The organism is Paenibacillus septentrionalis (assembly GCF_042659865.1).
GTDB lineage: Bacteria > Bacillota > Bacilli > Paenibacillales > Paenibacillaceae > Pristimantibacillus > Pristimantibacillus septentrionalis.
Map to the genome: position 1 here is coordinate 129,813 of NZ_JBHSTE010000003.1, position 20,138 is coordinate 149,950.

Consider the following 20,138-nt stretch of genomic DNA (forward strand, 5'->3'; position numbering starts at 1 on the left):
TAGCGCAGCGTAGATCACTACTACGTGAGCAACGGAGCTTTCGGTAGCGTGACATATTCGCCGTCGACTAAGCTACAACGCAATACATCGTCATCAAAGTCGAGCTTTTAAGCAACCTCTTCCAATAGAAGCTTAAATGCTTGGCTTTCAGGACCAAGAAGATGGCTCGATACTAGAAAGCGAGTAGCGCAGCGTAGATCACTACTACGTGAGCAACGGAGCTTTCGGTAGCGTGACATATTCGCCGTCGACTAAGCTACATCGCAATACATCGTCATCAAAGTCGAGCTTTTAAGCATCCTCTTCCAATAGAAGCTTAAATGCTTGGCTTTCAGGACCAAGAAGCTTGCACGCTAGTAGAAAACGAGGAGCGCAGCGTAGATCACTACTACGTGAGCACCGCAGTTTTCGCTAGCGTGCAAGATTCGCCGCCGAATCCACTACATCGCAATACATCGTCATCAAAGTCGAGCTTTTAAGCATCCTTACCGTGAGACGTCGCGAAGTTCTCCTTGCATTGCTGTTAATACATCCCCCTCCGTCGCGAGCGGCGTATCGCCTGCTACAGTATGAGCCAGCATAGCTGCCGCAGCGGCAAACTCTACCGTGTGCAAAGGCGATGCGTCCTGCAGCTCGCCGTGTATAATCCCACTTGCATATGCGTCTCCTGCCCCTACCCGATCATAAACTGCGAAGGTAAGCTGGCGTGAAAAGTGGAATTGGCCTTCCTTATATAGATATCCAATCAATGAGTGCGTATTATCTCCATTGATCTTGCGATGTGTGCCAGCTACTGCTTGCAGCTTGTAGCGCTGTGCAACCTGGGGAATCAACTGTTGTAGTTGACCTGCTCTGTCCTTCTCACTTGCTGTCATACCAAGAATATGAATGGCATCTCGCTCATTCATAAAAACAATATCTGCGATTTCCAGCATCTCCTCATAATGAGGCTTTGCCAGCTCATAGCTGCCTTCTCCCCAAAGCGAAGGTCTGTAGTTGCAATCAAAAATTACGGTTTTGCCCGCTTTTTTTGCTGCTCGACCAAGACGCTTCATCGCGGCACGGACCTCATCATTCATGGCAAGCGTAATACCGCAAAAATGTACGGCATCGATATCCGCAGCTGCTCGTTCAAACACAGCATCGTCAAACTGAGCAGTATTAAAGCTGCTTCCCCAGCGATCCGTATAGGTGACTCGGCTTGCTCTCGCCCCGAAGCCATGCTCCAGAAAATAGCTGCCAATATATCGTCCACCGCGAGAGATATAATCCGTTTCAATTCCTAACTTGCGCAAATAAGCGATTGCTGCATCGCCAAGCGGATTATCGGGCAGCTCACTTAGCAGATACCCCTCATGGCCGTAGCGAGCCAAAGCAGATACGACATTAACTCCCGTTCCAGAGAAGGAATAGTTCAAACTATTGCTCTGCGACAACGTTGCATAGCGCGGCACTTCAAGCCGCATCATAACTTCTCCGAAAGCGGCTACTTTACTCATAACGATCAACCAATGCTTTAAGCGACGTATACAGCTTGACTACATCAGAAACTCTTGTTGCTCCTGTCGCAGAATCGATAATCGAGGTGTACACATGCGGAATAACTTGCGGTACGCCGGCCTGTAGCGCGATTTCAACGATCGCTTCAAAATTGTCCAGATCAATCCCACCAGTCGGCTCAAGCGCAAATCCTTCCTCGCCGCAGGCTTTCGCCACTGCGCGATATTCCTCTTCTAGCTTAAGACCGCCCATAGGGTAGTATTTCAATGCATTACCGCCCATGTCGCGTACTAAAGCAATAGCCGCCTTAACTGGAACAATTGCCTTATCCTCAATAGCACTGCTTGCTACACCCGTAGAAATGTTCACGTAGCCCGGCTTGCCGCAAGGAGATACAAGGCTGTTCACCCAGCTGTCTCGTCCATCCAAATTAGCACGAGTTGCACCTACTGCAGGGAAAATTTGATTGATATGTGCGCCTGCATAGCCTTTTACGATTTCGGCAACAACTGCAGCTTGACGATTGTCGCCTGCACCCAGACCAATAGAAACGGCATCGTCTATTGCTGCGCCGTACTCCTTCATCGCTTCTACCGCTGTTGCCGCATCAGGGTAAGACTTTGATAATACCCCTACCAGCACGTGACCCTCTGCTGCTTCAAATACTTCCTTGGCATTAGCTATGGAGTTGGTTAATACATTCAGTGCTGCTTTCCCTTTATATAGACGTTTGTTCATATTGCTCATCCTCCAATGATTTCGCGTATTCTGTTTGCAATTACTGTGATGTCGTCGCCCTGCAAGGAACGAGGATCAATATCGAAATAACCTTGCTTAACGCCATAGTCGCGTGTATACACAGCGATGTCGCCCTCACGCAGCTGATCATTAACCTGCGTCGCATTAAGTCCAGCCTTGCTTTCATCAATACGAATGCGGCTGCGGAAAATCGCACGACCTGCTTCATCCTGCACGATGCTTACAGCAACACCAGGCAGCGCAGACAAGCTGTCTAACTCAGCCAGTGCAGCTTTCTCCTGCTCGCTGTTATCCTGCTTGACGAGGTACTCATCAAGTGCTTGCAGCAAGCCAAAAATGCTCTCCTTGCCGACCTTCATACTGCGTCCGATGCCGTGCAGCTGCGTTCTTACCCAATCAGTGTATGGCAGCTTGCCTGCCACAATGCCTGCAGTTGGACCTTCAATGGCCTTCGAGCCACTGTAAATGGCTAGATCCGCATAGCGAACATATTTCTGCAAATCCTCTTCAGCAGCAGCATCTACAATTAGCGGGATGCGATGGCGTCTTGCAAGCTCGCTTACTTCTTCTACGCTAGCCATATTTTTCTGTACACAATGGTGCGATTTCACGAACAAAATCGCTGCCGTGCGCTCCCCAATTGCTTCCTCAATATGCTCCGTTCTGCCTTCATTGGCGTAGCCAACCTCGATCAAGCGCCCTCCGCCAAGTGCAACCATCGTTTCAACAGGAGCGCCGTACTGCACATTATGTCCTTTGAACATGATGATCTCATTGACATAGATAGGGTCCTGATGCAAGCGAAGACTCGCTCTCTGCTGACCTTTCGTCACCATAGCAGCGACAGACATCGCAATTCCACTTGAAGCAGAATTGACCGCTACTGCACCCTCTGCACCTAGCAAACGGGCAATATGCTCACCGGACTTGACAACCAAATCCGCCATTTCTACATATTTCTGCCCACCTTGCTTAACTGCCTCCATTACCGTATCCGTTGGCGCGGATACACCTAAAATGCTCATTCTGCCGCTTGCATTCACGACGCGCTTCAGACCGTATTTAGCATGCATGGTATGTGCCACCTGCTACCACTCCTTGTACATTAATAAATTCAGTTGCAACTCGTTCTTGTCCTTCAGAATCTACCAGCTGCTTCTCACCGGATACCACCTCAAACAGTGTCAAATCCGCTGGCGCACCAACCGTAATGCTTCCCAGCTCAGGCCGTCCTATCCTTGCGGCAGCACGGCTCGTTACCATTGAGACTACCTCCTGAAGACTATAACCCAATAGCAAAAATTTGCTCATCGTATCTGCCAGGCTGTACACTGGACCATTCAATCTATTATTGCGATATATATCTGTGCTGATTGTATGCGGATGTATGCCCGCTGCTTTTGCCTTTTCCGCTACTTCAAAAGAGAAGCTCGCCGTTCCGTGTCCAACATCGAGGTGTACACCGCGGTCCAACGCCTCAAGCAAAGCTGGTATAGGCTGTCCCTCTTGATCGAACAAATTATTCGCCTTGCCGTTTAGAAAATGTGTGATCATATCTCCTTGCTGCAGCAGATCGATCACATCTGCAATCGCTGGCGGTCCTGAACCGATGTGAACCATAAGCGGAAGCTTATAACGGTCGGACCATTGACGAGCTCGTCTAAGCGGCGCAAGCCCTTGCTCCTTAACAACGCTTCGGCTAATTCTCGCTTTCAGCCCTACAATAAAATCTGCATGCTGATGAAGAGCTTGGCTTAGCTTTTGTTCATCGAGCCATGCCATATCTGACAGCTCATCAATGCGCTCTAGTCCAATATGCGAAATATTCAAAAATGATAACACGCGTGTCTTCGCTTCAACTGCTTTCGCATAAAAGGCATCGATTCTATCAGCTCCGCAGCTGCCAGCATCTACAATGGTTGTGACTCCCAGCTTAATGCCGATCTCATCAATATCATCGCCATAAGGCGCGAGCTCCGACACTGCATGCACATGCAGATCAATCCAGCCTGACGATGCCATAAGCCCTGAGCCATCTATTGTACGAGCAGCTTTCCCCTGTCCAGGAGGAGTCAGCTCGGATATTTTGCCGTCTGCAATCACGATATCCACCATAGCTCCATCAAGCAGCGTTACATTTTGCAGCACCCATGACATAGGCCTTTCCTCCAATCCTTGAACGATCTATATAAAGCTTCTATTTCAACTTAATGGATCAAATTTGATCTTTATATTGGCAGCTATAAACTAATCTGAACTCGACACACCTCAGGAGCTAATGAGCTTCCACCAACAAAAACTGTCAGCTCACAAGGCTCCACTCGGAATCGCATGTCCTGGTTCCATATCGCTACTTCTTCTCTACCAAGCTCAAACTCTATCGTTTTAGCCTCTCCAGGCCGCAGTTCGACCTTTTTGAAGCCCTTCAACTCTCGTATTCTGCGGGTGATCGGAGAACCAGAAGCCTGAATGTACAGCTGCACCGTTTCGGCTCCTAGACGCTCCCCCGTATTTGTCACTTTAACTGAAAGCTTTATACTGGCTCCGTGCTCCAGCTCCAGCGAAGCTATCTGCTCAACAGACAGAGATTCCAGCTCATAGGAAAACTCGGTATAGCTAAGACCATAGCCGAAAGGATACAAAGGCTGCTCCGACATATCGACATACGGTCTGCGTCTTCCTTGATTTTTCTGATTATAATAGATTGGCAGCTGGCTTGATGAACGAGGCATGGAAACTGAAAGCTTACCGCTCGGGTTTACTTGACCAAACAACATCTCAGCTAGCGCATTGCCACCTTCAGGACCAGGATACCAGGCGCATATCAGACCTGCACAATGACGCTCGATCGATTCAAGAGCAAGCGGTCTGCCAGATATCACGATCGCAATAATAGGTGTGCCTGTTGCAGCTATTTGCTCTACCAGCTTCTCTTGGACGCCTCCAAGCCTTAAATCAGCGAGATCAACGCCCTCTCCGCAATCCATCTCACCTGCATGATCAGCTCCCATTATAATAGCGCCGTTCTGATCAAATTGATCTCCAAAATCACGTGCACTGCTTCCGCCCAGCACCAGTACGGCAACGTCGGATTGTGCGGCTGCTTCTACTGCTTCTGCGAATCCATCCTCTCGCATATCTCGAATGCCGCAGCCTCGTGCATACGTCACCGCTGAGCTAGCAGGAGCCATTTTACGAATCCCTTGCAGTACAGTTGTACATGTTCCAGGAAGCTGAATGCTTGTATAATCGCCCAGCTGATTATAGACATGATCAGCATTAGGACCGATCACTGCAATACGTCGCGGTGAAGCCGATAAAGGCAGTATTTGATTTTCATTGCGCAATAGTATTGCTGATTCACGAGCCAGCTGTAAATTCATCGCTTTGGCCTGCTCTGTTCCAACTACTGTAGCGGATAGAGATTCCTCCACATAAGGCTGATCGAATAATCCAAGCTCAAACTTGAGCTTCAGTACTCGGCGTACTGAACGATCCACCGTTTCGATCTCGACTAATCCTTGCTCGACTGCTTTCTCTAGTGTCGTAAATGCTGTATCCCAAAGGCTAATATCTACACCAGCCTTTAATGCTAGTGCTGCTGCCGCCTCATAATTGCCAGTAAGTGCAATCAACCTGTCGACTGCACAACCATCTGCCATAACCATTCCTACAAACTGCCATTCCTCGCGCAATATGTTTTGAAGAAGTTTTGAATTGGCGTGACATGGCACTCCATCAATTTCGTTGTAAGCCGCCATCAGCCCTTTGGCTCCAGCAGCAACGCCAGCATATGCAGCAGGCAAGTGGATCTCACGAAGCTCTCGTTCTCCGATATTCGCTGGGCCCGCGTTATGACCACCTTGCGCAGCACCTTGCGCGCATAGATGCTTAAGCACCGCAACTACTTTGTTATTGGACAGAAGCTCCTTGTCTCCATTTCCTTGCAGACCTTTTACTACTGCCTTGGCAAATTGAGCTGCGAGAAACGGATCTTCTCCGTAGCATTCCTCTGCCCTGCCCCAGCGCGGCTCAAGCAAAATATCCAAGGCTGAGACTAAGCCAAGATGTCCCCCGCGCCCACGAATTTCTGCTGCTACATAGGAATAAGCCCGCTCAGCCAATTCAGGATTCCAGGTCGAGCCTACCGCCAAATTAACTGGCAATAGTGTCGAATCCAGCGCCTGATGGCCGTGCGGGCATTCTTCTGACAGCAATACAGGGATGCCGAGACGTGTATGCTCGCGCACGTACCTTTGAATAGCGTTCGCTACCTTTCCATTCAATCTGGTCGGGATTCCATTATCATGCGTCACGGCTGACCAGGGATCGGCTCGGAATAAACCATACAGCGCTCCCATCCCTTCACCGAAAGCAACCTGCTCCTTAAACTTGTCCGTAAGCTCGATATCCTGACCTTCACGCTGGTAGGCGTCCCAGCCGTACATATGTTGATTTAGCTGACCGACTTTTTCCTTTAGCGTCATACGTGACAATAGGTCTTCTACTCGCTGTTCAACTGGAAGCTCGGCGTTCATATAGTCGGCAACCATTTCACCACTCCCTACGTGAGCTCTGTCATTAGAGCTTAATAGTTTCTCGTGACATTTATATGCTAGCTTTTATCGCTCGATATTCCTTTGGCGTCATGCCTGTTACTGATTTGAATACGGATACGAAATATTTGTATTCCTTATAGCCGACCCGATCTGCAATTTCGAACACTTTGTCATTTGTCGTTGCGAGCAGTCGCTGTGCATGACCGATACGTACGTCATTCATATATTCTTTAAAGTTTTTCCCTGTGTTTTGCTTGAAAATATAACTAAAGTGATTCGGTGTAATATTCAACCATTCCGCAACCTCTGAAGCCTTCATATCCTCACTGTAATGCTCCGCAATATACTTCATCGCCTTTTCAACAATCCAGTACGATTTGTTTACAGATTGATTACCAACGGCTTCGAGCAAGTCATGCAATTCCTCCAGCAGCTGATGCTCTATTGCTTCATAAGAATTGTAATGATGCAGATCAATGGGGTGCTTTCGTTCATTCGCTTGGTCTATATGAAGCGCATTCGAGCGCAAACGCTGGCGAAGAAGCGCCATCTGTTCCTCATATATACTTAACATCTCAGGCAATAATAGGCGATTCTGTCTCATTTCCGCTAAAAACGCTTTTAGCATGGCTTCAGATTCTTGCCATTCCTGACGATACAAGCAGCTGCTTAATTTACTTGCCCAGTCTCCAGACGGTGCATAGCTGCGATATACTTTTCTTTCAATTTCCAGTTCCTTGCACAGTTGTTCTGTCAGAATTGTATCTGACTGTAGAACAGAATAGAAAAGCAGTTGCTTTGCACGCTCGCAAGCCTCTGACGTATTTTCCGTTTCAGTATACGTTGCTGAAATCGCGATCACGATCTTGCTTTCGCGATGCCAATTTGCGATGGCTTGTCCTGCTAATGAATCCCATTGTTGCTCGGTCATGCTATTTCCTGAATCATGAACAAATGTATACAGCAAGTTGGGATGTGAAAAAGCAAAAATAGTAGACAAACCCGCAGAATGTATACAAGCTTGAAGCGTATTCTTCCAATCTTCTTGCAGGTCTCTAATTTCTTCAGCAGACTTATCGCCGAAGAACTGTTCATAGTCCGCTAATTGGCTTGCGATAACACGATATGAGCCACCCACTCCATTACAGCGTCTCAATGGTATCGACTCAGCATGTTCAGCTTTGTTATGAATAGCGTTCAAGAGCCATAAGACATCCTCTTCTTTGGAACCATTATCCTCATGTTCATGAATACGAGCTGCAATATTGCTTACAACTGCCTTGAGCTCATCAATATTTACTGGTTTAAGCAAATAATCACTGACGCCAATTCTCATCGCACGGCGTGCATATTCGAAATCTTCATAGCCGCTAATCATGACGAAGTTGATTTCGGGATAAAGCGTTCTAATTTGTTGTGCCAGCTCGAGACCATCCATGCCATCCATACGAATGTCCGACAGTACGATATCAATCGGCTCAGACTGAACGATTTGCAGAGCTTGCTCGCCATCATAGGCTACATCCACGATTTCGATACCTAACTGAGACCACTCAATCGTCATTCTTAAACCTTCACATATAATGGGCTCATCATCGACAATAATCATGCGAATGATACGGTTGCTGTTTCGCGACTTATTATGGTTGTTCATAGCTGTTATTCACCACCATTAGAGTTGAGATAAGGAATTTTCACTCTGACAAATGTGCCTTGTCCTTGATTGGACACTATCTCAAGCCCAGCACCAGAACCGAAAAAGATCGTTAAGCGTTCATTAATATTTTGCAATGCTCCGATTTTATCTGATGGCTGCTGCCTGCTCTTAAGCTTCGCTTCTATTTGACTCAAGCGCTGTGGCTCGATTCCTTTACCGTTGTCGCGAACATCAATCCAAACCTCATCGCCACTACGGTAAGCATTTACTTTAATCCAATTATTGTTCGATTTCACTTGAAAGCCGTGTATGAGGAAATTTTCGACTAATGGTTGAACAACCGTCTTCGGCAGCTTTAAATCAACCAGTGAATATTCCATAAATAAAGCGTAATGAAGCCGTGTTCCAAGGCGAACCTGATGCAGGGTTAGATAGGATTGTACATACTCCATCTCCTGCTGCAGGGTCGTAACGTATTGTCCATTATTCATGCTGGAACGGAAAAACCGTGACAGCATTTCGATCAGATGACTGGCCTTGTCTGCGTTCTCAAGTCGTGCTGTCCAGCGTATTGTATCCAGCGTATTGTACAGAAAATGCGGGTCAACTTGACTTTGCAGCAGTTTAAGCTCTGACTCCCGTTCTCTGATTTCCATTTTGTATTTATGGTCAATAAGCTCTTGAATCGTGTCCACCATCGCATTGAATTTACGATTAAGATCAGAAATTTCATTGTTTGAATTTACCGGAACCCGTGCAGTGAAGTCACCCATCATAACGCGTGTCGTCTCGTTTTTCAAACGAAGAATTGGGCCGATAATCATAATTTGAAATCCGATTAAAGCCGCAATCAGCAGCAATAATATCCCGAAAAGCACAGTGTTCATCAGCCATCGAACACCTACTAGCTGCTGGTCAATTACGGATTGCGGAATAGCAGTAACAATTGTCCAGTCAGTACCTTCCATCGCACGATTAAACGTATAAAAGGATTTTCCTTCGGAGCGAAAGCTCATATCTCTGACGCCTTTGCTGTTCATCGCTTCAAGAATATGATTTGGATCTAGTTCAGATGCTAGCGCATTCTCTGATTGAAGCACCTGTTCTCCATTGGGACCAACCACGAAGATAAAGCCCTCTTCGCGATACTGTTCATTTTCAAGCAGATTAACAATGCTGTCTTCATCAAGTCGTATCGTGAGATTACCAAGCGGTGTCGTTACATCTTTATACAAATTCAGCACGCGGAATAAGGATACGACATTGATGTTCCCTTTCCATCCGCCATTAATCGAATAACTTTCACTCCATACGATTTTCCCTCTTTTTTCAGAGGCTTTAAGCTGCCATTCTCGCTCATCGCCAAACACAGGCTCGCCCATTTCGATCAATCTGCCATTCAAGCCTTGGATGGTGATCGATTGAATGTATGGCTTCGAAAACATATGAAAAATGAGCAAGCCTTCAACAGATTCCTGAAGACTATCTATATACTCGCTGTAAACATTAGGATTGGATTGCAAATAAGCATTTAGATTTGCGTTGTAAATTAAATAGTCTGCAATATCCTCAACCATCGAAAATTGTTCTTCAAGCTGATTTACAACGGCATCAAGATTTCGAAGCGTCGATTCAACATATTGTTTCTGCAAAATATTAGTATAACTGGACTGTACAAGGATACCTACGCCCAATGTCGGCAAAATTACGAGCAGCAGAAAAATAAGCAGCGCAATTTGTTTTAATCCGAAATTTCTAAACATTCGTAATTTTCCAGGCATTAGATGCATCCCCTTCGCTCATAACCCGATCAAAAGCTTGCAGTGCAGAAAGCGAGTAGCGCAAGTCGGATGGTGAACCATCCTCTACAATAGAAGGTTCGACATTCGGCTTTCAGGACCAAGAAGCTTGGACGTTAGTAGAAAACGAGGAGCGCGGCGTAGATCACGCCTACGTGAGCACCTACAATGTTTTCGTAGAAAACATGCATCGAAAGCATTAACCTTCGCTAGCGTTCAAGATTCGCCGCCGACTAGACTACGAAGCAAACCATCGTCATCAAAGTCGGATGTTGAACCACCCCCTACAATAGAAGGTTCGGCATTCGGCTTTCAGGACCAAGAAGATGGCACGATACTAGAAAGCGAGTAGCGCAGCGTAGGTAATTGCTACGTGAGTACCTACAATGTTTTCGTAGAAAACATGCATCGAAAGCATACCCCTTCGCTAGCGTTCAAGATTCGCCGCCGACTAGACTACGAAGCAAATCATCGTCATCAAAGTCGGATGGTGAACCAACCTTTTCAATGAAAGGTTCAACTTTCGGCTTTCAGGACCAAGAAGCTTGGACGTTAGTAGAAAACGAGGAGCGCAGCGTAGGTAATTGCTACGTGAGCACCGCAGTTTTCGGTAGCGTTCAAGATTCGCCGCCGACTAGACTACGAAGCAAATCATCGTCATCAAAGTCGGATGTTGAACCATCCTCTACCCTTTGACTGCACCTGCTACCATCCCATTTACTAACTGCTTCTGCAACAATAGATAGAATATAATGATCGGAACTAAGGCAATTGTAAGTGCCGCCATTTGCAAGGTCAAGCTAGCCGTCTCTACGCCAACAAAATTAGCGATACCAAGCGGTAAAGTTTTCAGTGATTCGGAACTGATTAATACAAGGGCGAACAAGTATTCATTCCAGTTATAGATGAAGTTCAAAATAACAACCGTTGCAATCGCTGGGCGTGTAATTGGCAACATAATCGACCAGAAAATTCGGTAGATACCAGCCCCGTCCATAACCGCAGACTCTTCAAGATCCCTCGGAAAACCACGCATGAAGCCTTCCAAAATAAATATCGTAAGAGACAGATGGAATGCAGTATACGGCAAAATCAAGGATAAATAAGTGTCAAGCAAGCTCAAGTTCTTCATGATCATAAAGATCGGAATTAATGTTGCATGAATCGGAACAAGCATTCCTAGAAGAAAGATCGCATATACTGCTCCGCGAAGCTTGAACTCAAAACGTGATAGGAAAAATGCTGCAAGTGCGCCTAATAAAACCGTTACAATCAAAGATACGAAGGTGATAATTAAGCTATTCAAGAAATAAACGTCCATATTTGCAATTTCCCATGCTTTGCTATAGTTCGAAAACTCAAACGCCTTAGGCATAGCAAATGGACTAGCGGCATACTCCTGCTCCGTTTTAAAGGAGCCTACGATCATATAAAATATCGGTATAATGTTGAATATGGCAAACAGTCCAAGGAACGAGTAAGCCAAAATATAATATAACGGTGATTTTTTGGTCATAGTGTTCAGTTCCTTTCTAATTCTTTTCTCTGCCGACTCTGTTTGCGATCACGACCACGATTAGACTGAATATCAGAATCAGAATAGAAACCGCGCTTCCGTAGCCGAATTGTCTGCTTAAGAAAGCATTATTGTACATATAAATCGTCATAACTTCGGTTTGGTGAGCAGGACCTCCGCCCGTCAAAATTTGAATCAAATCAAATACGCGGAACGAATTACTTATGCTGTATATAACCGTGACCAGAATCGTAGCACGAATCATTGGAATTGTAATAAGGAATACCTTTTTCAAACCAGTAGCCCCATCAAGCTCTGCTGCTTCATTGACTTCACTTGAGATGTTTTGCAGCGCAGCCAGGAATATAATCATATACAAACCGCAGTTTTGCCAGATATACGCTACACTGATCGAAAGCATGGACAAATCTGGATCACCGAGCCAGTTGCGCTGCCAGCTTTCTAAGCCAATTACGCCCAGTATGCTGTTTAGGAAACCGTACTCTGTGTTGTAAATCATACCCCAGATCAAGGAAACCATTACTGAAGAGATGACAACCGGCAGGAAGCCAATCGTTCTGAAGAAACCATTCCCTTTTAATCCGCGGTTAAGCAGTAGTGCAAGTAGTAGCCCAAGTGGCAGTTGACCTACCAAACCCGTGAGCATGATGATGACATTATTTTTTACAGAAAGCCAAAAAATATCATCTTTAAATATTTCACTAAAATTATCCAAGCCAATAAATACTTTGGCGGAAATGCCATCCCAATTAAACAGTGAATAGTATAGGGAAAGTATGATTGGAACAATAGCAACGCCAATATAAATAATTAGCGAGGGGAGCAGCCCTATAAAAATGGCCAGCTTGGTCTTTCTTAGTGTATGCATTAGGCATCCTCCTCCAAGCAAAAAGTTTTTCTTTTAATGCGTGTTTCGTAATCTAGCTGTTTGAACTACCTCTTCTAAATCAGGGTTCAAAAAGCTGGGCTTTCAGAACCAAGAAGCTTGCACGATAGTAGAAAACAAGGAACGCAGCGTAGGAGATAACTACGTGAGCTCAAATGTTTTCGCAGAAAACAAACTACGAAAGCGTTCGCTAGCGTGTAAGATTCGATGTCGATTACACTTCAATGTGTTACGTCGTTATCAAAGCCCAACTATTTGAACTACCTCTGTAGAAAACAAGCCAGTATATGAACATCCCTATACCAGCTTGTTTGTCTACCGTTATCCATTTAGTTATTGATTGTAACCTCGTGCTTATCTTTCAATTAATGCTTGTGCATCCTGTGCAACCTTTTCAGGTGTAGATCTGCCTACAGTGATTGCTTGTAGACCATTTTCGAATTCTTTAGCAGCCTGCGTGTTAATAACTGCATCAAATACAGGAGAACTGCCGTGACTTGTTAGCTCATACATTTCTTTCAGATAAGGGCTAATATCGTCACCCATTTCCACATTCGCAGGAACTAGAATACCTGCTTTTGCAAGATCCGTGTATAGCTCTTCACTTACAAAGTACTTCATGAATTCAATCGCAGCAGCTTGTTTCTTCTCATCTAGACCACTCTTGATAGAGATACCGAACTGAGAAACACCAGATGCCATTTTAGGATCGCCTAGACCATCAGGTACACTTGGGAACAATGCAATTCCAAATTTGTCGCCTTCTTCATTCGTTGTACGAATACGACCATCAACAGTAGCAGATGAAATATGCATCGCAGCTTTACCTTGAATCAAGTAATCCTGTGCTTGTACAGAGTCCATGTTGTTAGCATCTACGTTAAATGCCTCTAGTTGCGTTAGTTCTTCGATAACAGCAATAGCTTTTACGAATTGAGGATCAGTAAGTTCAGCCTCGCCAGCCATAACTTTGTTAAAGAAGTCTGCTCCAGCAAAACGTTGTCCGATAATAGACATGTAAGAGGATTGAAGCGGCCATTTTTCTTTGTTGCCTAGAGAGATAGGTGTAATGCCAGCTTCTTTAAGCTTCTTGATCATGTCAATAAAGTCTTCATACGTGGATGGGAATTCATCGTAACCAACTTGTGACAGATACTCTTTGTTGTAATAAATAATGTCTACAAAATTGCGCTTTGTTGGAATTGCAAGTTGATTGCCATCTGCACTATAACCAACTAATGCATCCTCAAGAACAAGACCATTCCAGTTATCCATATAATCGTTAAGAGGCATTAACAGATTACCTTTTACAAGTGGATCAAGGTCTGCTCCAGGCCAAGTTACATTAATATCAGCCAAGTTGTTTGCGGTTGCCAATGTGAACAGCTTTGTTTTGTATTGTGCTGCTGCTACACCATCTTGTTGAATTTTAATATGAGGAAATTCTGCTTCAAAAGAAGCAATACGTGCTTTATACACCTCGTTATCGACGTTTGGTGATGTCCAAGGATGCATCATCGTTAATGTAATCGTTTCTTGTGATGCGTTATTCCCTTGATTACCGCCGTTCTCAGTGCCAGAATCTTTCTGATTGCCGCAAGCTGCCACAACAACCATTACTGTAGCCATAACTGTTGCAAATGTTAGACGTGTCCAGTTCTTCTTCTTCAATTCAACCACTCCCTCTTAATTTGTGATATAAAATGTGACATTCAATTAACAAAAAGCATAGTAATTCATGTCATACATTTATAGTAAACGTATAGAAAAGCAAAAAACATCCGAATAAATCATGATTATATCCATAATATTAAGATTTATCCACTTTAATGTCATGTAAACTAACATCGAATTGACCTTGTATATAGTTTTGAAATTTTAACCATTTAGTCGGAAGCGTTTTCATTTTGGTTAAATAATTGCGCTTATTTCAAGTATTGGATTGCGCGTACATTTTATTCAACTTCACTACGCAACCCAACACCTTCATATAGCATTAATTTCCTGCAAGAATATAATTAACCAGCTCATCTAATGGCACTGTCGCAAGTGCAATAGCCGTATCTGTAACACCATAGTAGATGTACAACAAACCATCCTTTACAACATTACCTGTCGGGAAAATAACATTTGGTACTTGATAACCAAACTTTTCATAATAAGGCACTGGCTCCATTATAAAGTTGTTCGTTCTTGCTATAATTTTTTCAGGATTTTCAAGATCAAGCAGGAGCGCGCCAACTCGATATACACTATCATAGTCAACACCGTGGTACAATACTAACCAGCCTTTATCCGTTTTAACAGGCGGTGTCGAGCCACCAATTTTCTTTTGCTCCCAAGGTTCAGGACCAGCTTTTGCTAATAGCTTCGGCTCTTCCCAATGGATAAGATCATCTGAATACGTAATCCACATCGCTGCTTTTTCCGTTCCGTATTCAGGGCCAACATACTCTTCAGGGCGTCTTAGCAAGACATATTTGCCATTAATTTTCTCTGGGAACAAAATATTGTCTCGGTCATTAATATCCAGAGGCGTCGTATCACACAAGTATTCCCAGTTCAACAAATCCTTAGATGTCAAAATTCCTGAGCGTGTCAACCAATGCTGCGGGTCATCCCCCCAGCCATCAGGATACTGAGGAATCGAGCGTTCTGGCAGACCAGTTCCTGTCGGATAATAATTCATCGCACAAGGACGAAGCGCATAGTTCAGATAGAATGTATCGTCTATTTTCACAATACGAGGGTCCTGCACACTTCCGTAAGGGAAACCTAGCATATCTGGCGTTACAATCGGTTCATCCTTTACATGGGTAAAATTAACGCCATCCTCACTCTCAAGTAAACCTAAAAAGTTTTTGCATGGTGTTAGCGAACCTGCTGTACGCTCAATCATATAAAATTTCCCATTATCGATAATAACGGCAGGATTAAATACCGTCGCCTTGCGCCATTCAAACAATCCAGGCACTACAATCGGGTTCTGGGGGTGTCTCGTAATTTGCATTCGCGAACCTCCTGACAAGATGTAATTGACTTATGAGTTAAATTATATAACGCCACTTCCCGCATTTATATCCGAAAAAACTTCGATTACATCCAATTTTCTAGTAATTTATGCATTGTATCCGTTTACATTTTATGGTTTTTCTATATTATTCAAATGTTTACCAATTACCTAACATGAATATGACATAAAAATCATGCTATATAAAAAGAAGTAGCCGGCTAAAATAAACTAACCGGCTACTTCTATATATCCTTAAACCATATCTGCTTGGAGCATTCCATATACAAAACTATCTGTCCACTCACCTTTATTCCAAAAGTCTTGAATAAAGTGGGCCTCTTTCCTCATTCCAACTCTTTCACAAAGTTGCGAAGACGCATGATTCCTGGCATCTAAATTAGCTTGAATTCGATGAACATTTCGCTCAGTAAATAACCAATTCACGGTGGCTTTCACCGCTTCCGTTGCATACCCTTTTCTTGATGATGTGGACAGGAAACTATAGCCAATTTCTACGGAATCCTTCATTCCTGTATACCATACAGAGATGTCGCCAATGACATAACCTTCTAGCGTAACAGCCAAATTTAAAACTTGTTTTTCCGTTAGCTCATTGTTTTTCAGCTTTTTTTCAAATTCTTCTTCAGCATTTTCATCGGTCCAAGCATCATGAAGCAGGTATTTGCAGGTGTCTACATTTTTGTAAATATCGAATACTGCTTCATAATCTTCCTTGATAAATGGCCGTAGTACCAACCGTGCTGTTTTTAGTTCCATGAATGCTGCTTCCCCCTAGTCTAAGTTGATTATTTCATTTGCCAATGCTATAGGTTGATCCTCATTTATTTCATGTCCTGCGTTTTGGATGATTTTTATTTCACTGTTAGGGAACCTCTGTCCGATAAACTTAGCTGCTTTGACATGTATAGCGTCTTTTTCTCCTACAAGCAGTAATCGTACTTGCTGTAAGTGTAGCAGATCTTGCGAGAAATCTCTTTCCTTTACGCTTTTCAGCACGGATAGAACTTGCTGCTTATCCTTATCTACACCTAATTCAGAACGGATTAATCGCCAGAAAATAGTGAAGACTAGTGTTTGAAGTGCCATAATCGCCTTGGGGGGACTTGGATGAAATGAACTGAGAATATATTTCACCTCTTTACTCGGATACATTAGTGCGTGTTGAGCAGCAATAACTGCTCCTAACGACAAGCCACATACGATCTTATGACCTTCTTCATCTTTTTCTATCTCTTTCTCCAATACATGAGCAGCCTGTTCAAGGGAATAGGATTCATTAACGAATCCGATTTGAAAGGAATCAATCAATCGTACGTTGTAATCGGGCGGAAGATGATTGATCACTTCGTTCCAATCCTGTGTTGTTTGTCCAAGACCTTGTAGTAAGTATATCGTTTTCAACCTCACGTCCCCCTTACCTTAATACCTGAACCGATTAACTTTCCCATAACCACTTCTGTGCGACGTCAATGTATTTTAGCTCTTTCATGTTTTTAAGGAAAGCAGGCTCTCGATCGATCTTACATGACCGTAACTCTAGTACTTTCAGTCTTTGCAGCTTCTCTAGCCCTGGCGGAATCTCTTTTATTGAGGTATATTGAATGGTAAGCCGTTCGAGCTGCTCCAGCTCTCCGATTTCTGGTGGTATGTAATTCAAGCTAATTTCGTCTATTGGCTTAACCTTGAAACCAGTGCGATCCGAGCTTCCGCACCTGATGGAGAGTATTTTAAGATTTTTCAGCTTGCTTATGGACGCAGGTATACGCTCCAGATCAGCGGTCATAATATCCAAATGCTCCAGCTTGCTCAGCTCAAACAAACCTTCGGGCAGACGATAAAGATCCTGTTCAAAAACTGCAAGATAACGTAATTCTGTCAGCTCTCTAATTCGATCAGGGAGCTCAGATATTTCATGACCACTAATATATAGCCAGTCAGTCTTATGTTTAACGGCATCATCCAATAGACGATCTAAATCACGATGAGCCTCTATGTCCAAGAAAAGACCGGTTATCTGCTCCATTAATTCTGTCGCTTCCTCATTCGTGACACACAAAATGTATATATGTTCATGTACAACTGAAATAAGGTAGTCTCCGCCACCTTCTTTTATGAAGCACAGATCTTCTGGCAGTTTACGAATCCAGTCTGATAAACGATTGGCCACTCGCTTCAGGACCTCTCCGCTTTCTTCACAGCATCGATAAAACAAATATTTCCCTTCGGTATAAAAAGCCTGACTATGGTACGTATCGCTTAATTCAGTAATTCCGTCATAGTCACCATCATTGACTGTGACAGTTCGAAGCAAGTAGGGCTCTAGTGCTTGTAATACACTTCTGTATTCAGCTGGCAAGCAATCAGCTGAGATGTTGTGGCTCCGAAGCACAAAACATTCCGAATTCTGTATCGCTAGATCAATGACTTGCTTATACGCTTTTCCTCTGGGATCAGTATACATTCTCATTCGCTTCTCTCCCTTCCTTTCCAAGTATATACGACACGTTTAGGTAATGCCATAATTTGGTATGTCTCTTGCTGATTTTTATTGTTAATTTTTTGTATGTTTCATATAGCTCATGAGCCCTGTTGACTGAGAGGAATCATACAGCACTTTTAGCCATAAAAATACTCTCTTTATTTGCGTTTTACGCAAATAAAAGAGAGTATTTTGAACGTTAGGTTTGGTAAAGTACTTCCACAATCTCGTTGCAGTCAGTTTTGGCTTCATGTAAGGTATCACAACTAGTATATTATTTAGACCGTGCAGTTCCCTGTTTAGCAGCTGATGCTTTGTTTTTACTCTCTCTAGTCTTGTACGGCTTAGGAGAATTAGCAGCTCTACGTTCTGCTGCTTGCCAACGATTCCATCCTTTTTTCCCTGTACCTCTACCTGTACCGCCTTTTCCTTTGCTCAATCGATCACTCCGTTATCATTTTGAATGTCCTATGTATTATCATAGCATTCGTGTCAAATTGATCAATTATACATGCTCTTATAGACAAAAACTCCTCTTTACCGTATGTAAATCACACCGTAAAGAGAAGTAGTTTTATTTTACATTATCTTATGTTTAAACCGTTTTGATCAGATCTGTCACTCCCACTCAATCGTTGCTGTTGGCTTAGACGTTATGTCATACACGATACGTTTAATGTTGTACAAGAAGTTACCCATCCATACATCTTATTCACTGATCCCAAACCTTTTCGCTGATCTGATTCGGGCACGTTCAATTTCAATCTCTCGATTGCGTGGCTCCGCTTTAGTCTCTAGCGCATCCAATAAATTTTTGGATATGAGCTGAATTTCATAAACGGCTCGATTGAACGCTTCCTCGTTTGCCTTTGATGGTTTGTTAAAACCCGATATCTTTCTCACATACTGGAGAGCCGCTGCCTCGATTTCTTCCTCGGTAGCGGGCGGAGCAAAGTTGAATAGCGTCTTAATATTTCGGCACATAACGATCTCCCTTTACCTTTTCTTATTAATATTTTACTACGCTGTACTAGCCTTAGCTAGAACTTATTCCTGTCACAAAAGCCACACAGCTCTCACAATATGAATTAATCTTAGAGAAGGACATCAATTGTCTTGTTTTGTATATAAAACAAAGTAAAAATTTCTCTTTTTAAATTAGTTAAACCAATCTAGAGCATAAATAGCATTAGCAGCTAATAAAAATCCAACGATACCAATAATCCAAGCTGTCATACTCTGTGCGTTTTTAGTTAACCATTTATCCAGCCTAATAAGTATTGGTTCCAGTGTTCTATGAGCAACAAGCCTACCTACCAATAGTAAAAGTGCAGGAAGTATCATTATAATACAGTAACCTAAGAGCATAAGACTACATATTGACCATGAAGGACTTTCAACTGTAATTAGGCCTATTGCTGCTAAATAGGGGAGCATTGTTGCAATTTCTAACACCACAGCAGTCAATGCAAGTCCAACCAACGTGATTAGAGCACTTTTACTAGAATCTTTGCCTCCCATAATGCGTTGTCGCCAATTTAAAATTCGACCACCACCTTGTGCTGCACGCTCAGATGCACGAAGACGGGCTTTTTTTGAATCCATCAGCTGGCTAATAATCAGTAAGAGAATCCCCAAAATAAATTGTCCAATTAACATCTGTTTTGATTCAAGTAATGAGCCATATCTGTTCAGAAATAGATCAGCACTAAACATGATTATCAAACCAAATAGAAAGTAAAGTCCTACTACGGTTAATAAGTAGATTAAAAATCTATCTACTCGAACGCGACGAGAAGTCATTAATAACCAAACGGGTATCAGTAGTGTACCGAAACTCATAGAATCAATTAAAGCGAGCACGACAAGGCTAGAAGTAAATGTTAAGAATGCCACTAATAGTTGACTCCTCTCTTTTATAGATAAAA

Annotated in this window: 18 protein-coding genes; all 18 read right to left on the minus strand. The window is 43.5% G+C overall.

What is annotated here, in order from left to right; all coding sequences use genetic code 11:
* Positions 1-485: 485 nt before the first annotated feature.
* Entirely contained in the window at positions 486-1,499 is a 1,014-nt protein-coding gene (locus tag ACFP56_RS09040; protein ID WP_379233543.1) for a sugar kinase, read from the minus strand.
* Positions 1,492-2,247: a 2-dehydro-3-deoxy-phosphogluconate aldolase gene (dagF, locus tag ACFP56_RS09045; RefSeq protein ID WP_379233545.1), complete on the minus strand. Its 756-nt coding sequence runs from the start codon at positions 2,245-2,247 to the stop codon at positions 1,492-1,494. The genes ACFP56_RS09040 and dagF overlap by 8 nt, the downstream gene beginning before the upstream one ends.
* Positions 2,244-3,344 (minus strand): DgaE family pyridoxal phosphate-dependent ammonia lyase, encoded by a 1,101-nt coding sequence (locus tag ACFP56_RS09050; protein WP_379233548.1) that lies wholly within the window; start codon positions 3,342-3,344, stop codon positions 2,244-2,246. Before ACFP56_RS09050 ends, dagF begins: the two co-directional genes overlap by 4 nt.
* Positions 3,322-4,416, minus strand: a complete 1,095-nt coding sequence (locus ACFP56_RS09055; RefSeq protein ID WP_379233550.1) for an amidohydrolase/deacetylase family metallohydrolase — start codon at positions 4,414-4,416, stop codon at positions 3,322-3,324. Before ACFP56_RS09055 ends, ACFP56_RS09050 begins: the two co-directional genes overlap by 23 nt.
* Positions 4,417-4,499: 83 nt before the next feature.
* Positions 4,500-6,812, minus strand: a complete 2,313-nt coding sequence (locus tag ACFP56_RS09060; protein WP_379233552.1) for a glycoside hydrolase family 3 C-terminal domain-containing protein — start codon at positions 6,810-6,812, stop codon at positions 4,500-4,502.
* A 55-nt stretch (positions 6,813-6,867) separates the two neighbouring features.
* Complete coding sequence (locus tag ACFP56_RS21780) at positions 6,868-8,472, minus strand: response regulator transcription factor (protein WP_449290044.1); 1,605 nt, start codon at positions 8,470-8,472, stop codon at positions 6,868-6,870.
* A gap of 5 nt (positions 8,473-8,477) precedes the next feature.
* Positions 8,478-10,256: a sensor histidine kinase gene (locus ACFP56_RS09075; protein ID WP_379233554.1), complete on the minus strand. Its 1,779-nt coding sequence runs from the start codon at positions 10,254-10,256 to the stop codon at positions 8,478-8,480.
* 703 nt (positions 10,257-10,959) lie between these two features.
* On the minus strand, positions 10,960-11,790 hold the full coding sequence (locus ACFP56_RS09080) for a carbohydrate ABC transporter permease (RefSeq protein ID WP_379233556.1): 831 nt from the start codon (positions 11,788-11,790) through the stop codon (positions 10,960-10,962).
* A 16-nt stretch (positions 11,791-11,806) separates the two neighbouring features.
* A complete protein-coding gene (locus tag ACFP56_RS09085) occupies positions 11,807-12,679 on the minus strand; it encodes a carbohydrate ABC transporter permease (RefSeq protein ID WP_379233559.1) in 873 nt (290 codons plus the stop codon).
* Positions 12,680-13,051: 372 nt separating this feature from the next.
* Positions 13,052-14,377, minus strand: coding sequence for an extracellular solute-binding protein (locus ACFP56_RS09090; RefSeq protein WP_379233561.1), 1,326 nt, complete (start codon positions 14,375-14,377; stop codon positions 13,052-13,054).
* A gap of 316 nt (positions 14,378-14,693) precedes the next feature.
* Positions 14,694-15,707 (minus strand): glycoside hydrolase family 130 protein, encoded by a 1,014-nt coding sequence (locus ACFP56_RS09095; RefSeq protein ID WP_379233563.1) that lies wholly within the window; start codon positions 15,705-15,707, stop codon positions 14,694-14,696.
* A 255-nt stretch (positions 15,708-15,962) separates the two neighbouring features.
* Positions 15,963-16,487 (minus strand): GNAT family N-acetyltransferase, encoded by a 525-nt coding sequence (locus ACFP56_RS09100; protein WP_379233565.1) that lies wholly within the window; start codon positions 16,485-16,487, stop codon positions 15,963-15,965.
* 15 nt (positions 16,488-16,502) lie between these two features.
* Entirely contained in the window at positions 16,503-17,132 is a 630-nt protein-coding gene (locus ACFP56_RS09105; protein ID WP_379233568.1) for an alpha/beta fold hydrolase, read from the minus strand.
* 34 nt (positions 17,133-17,166) lie between these two features.
* Positions 17,167-18,198 carry a leucine-rich repeat domain-containing protein gene (locus ACFP56_RS09110; RefSeq protein WP_379233570.1) on the minus strand — a complete coding sequence of 344 codons (1,032 nt, stop codon included), beginning with the start codon at positions 18,196-18,198 and terminating at the stop codon, positions 17,167-17,169.
* 286 nt (positions 18,199-18,484) lie between these two features.
* Positions 18,485-18,649, minus strand: coding sequence for a DUF3934 family protein (locus tag ACFP56_RS09115; protein WP_379233572.1), 165 nt, complete (start codon positions 18,647-18,649; stop codon positions 18,485-18,487).
* Positions 18,650-18,828: 179 nt separating this feature from the next.
* Positions 18,829-18,909, minus strand: a complete 81-nt coding sequence (locus ACFP56_RS09120; RefSeq protein ID WP_379234649.1) for a GMP synthase (glutamine-hydrolyzing) — start codon at positions 18,907-18,909, stop codon at positions 18,829-18,831.
* Between the two features lie 9 nt (positions 18,910-18,918).
* The gene (locus ACFP56_RS09125; RefSeq protein ID WP_379233574.1) at positions 18,919-19,194 is read right to left on the minus strand and encodes a DUF2277 domain-containing protein; all 276 of its coding nucleotides are present in this window, start codon (positions 19,192-19,194) and stop codon (positions 18,919-18,921) included.
* Between the two features lie 174 nt (positions 19,195-19,368).
* Positions 19,369-20,106, minus strand: coding sequence for a GAP family protein (locus tag ACFP56_RS09130; RefSeq protein WP_379233576.1), 738 nt, complete (start codon positions 20,104-20,106; stop codon positions 19,369-19,371).
* Positions 20,107-20,138 lie beyond the last annotated feature (32 nt).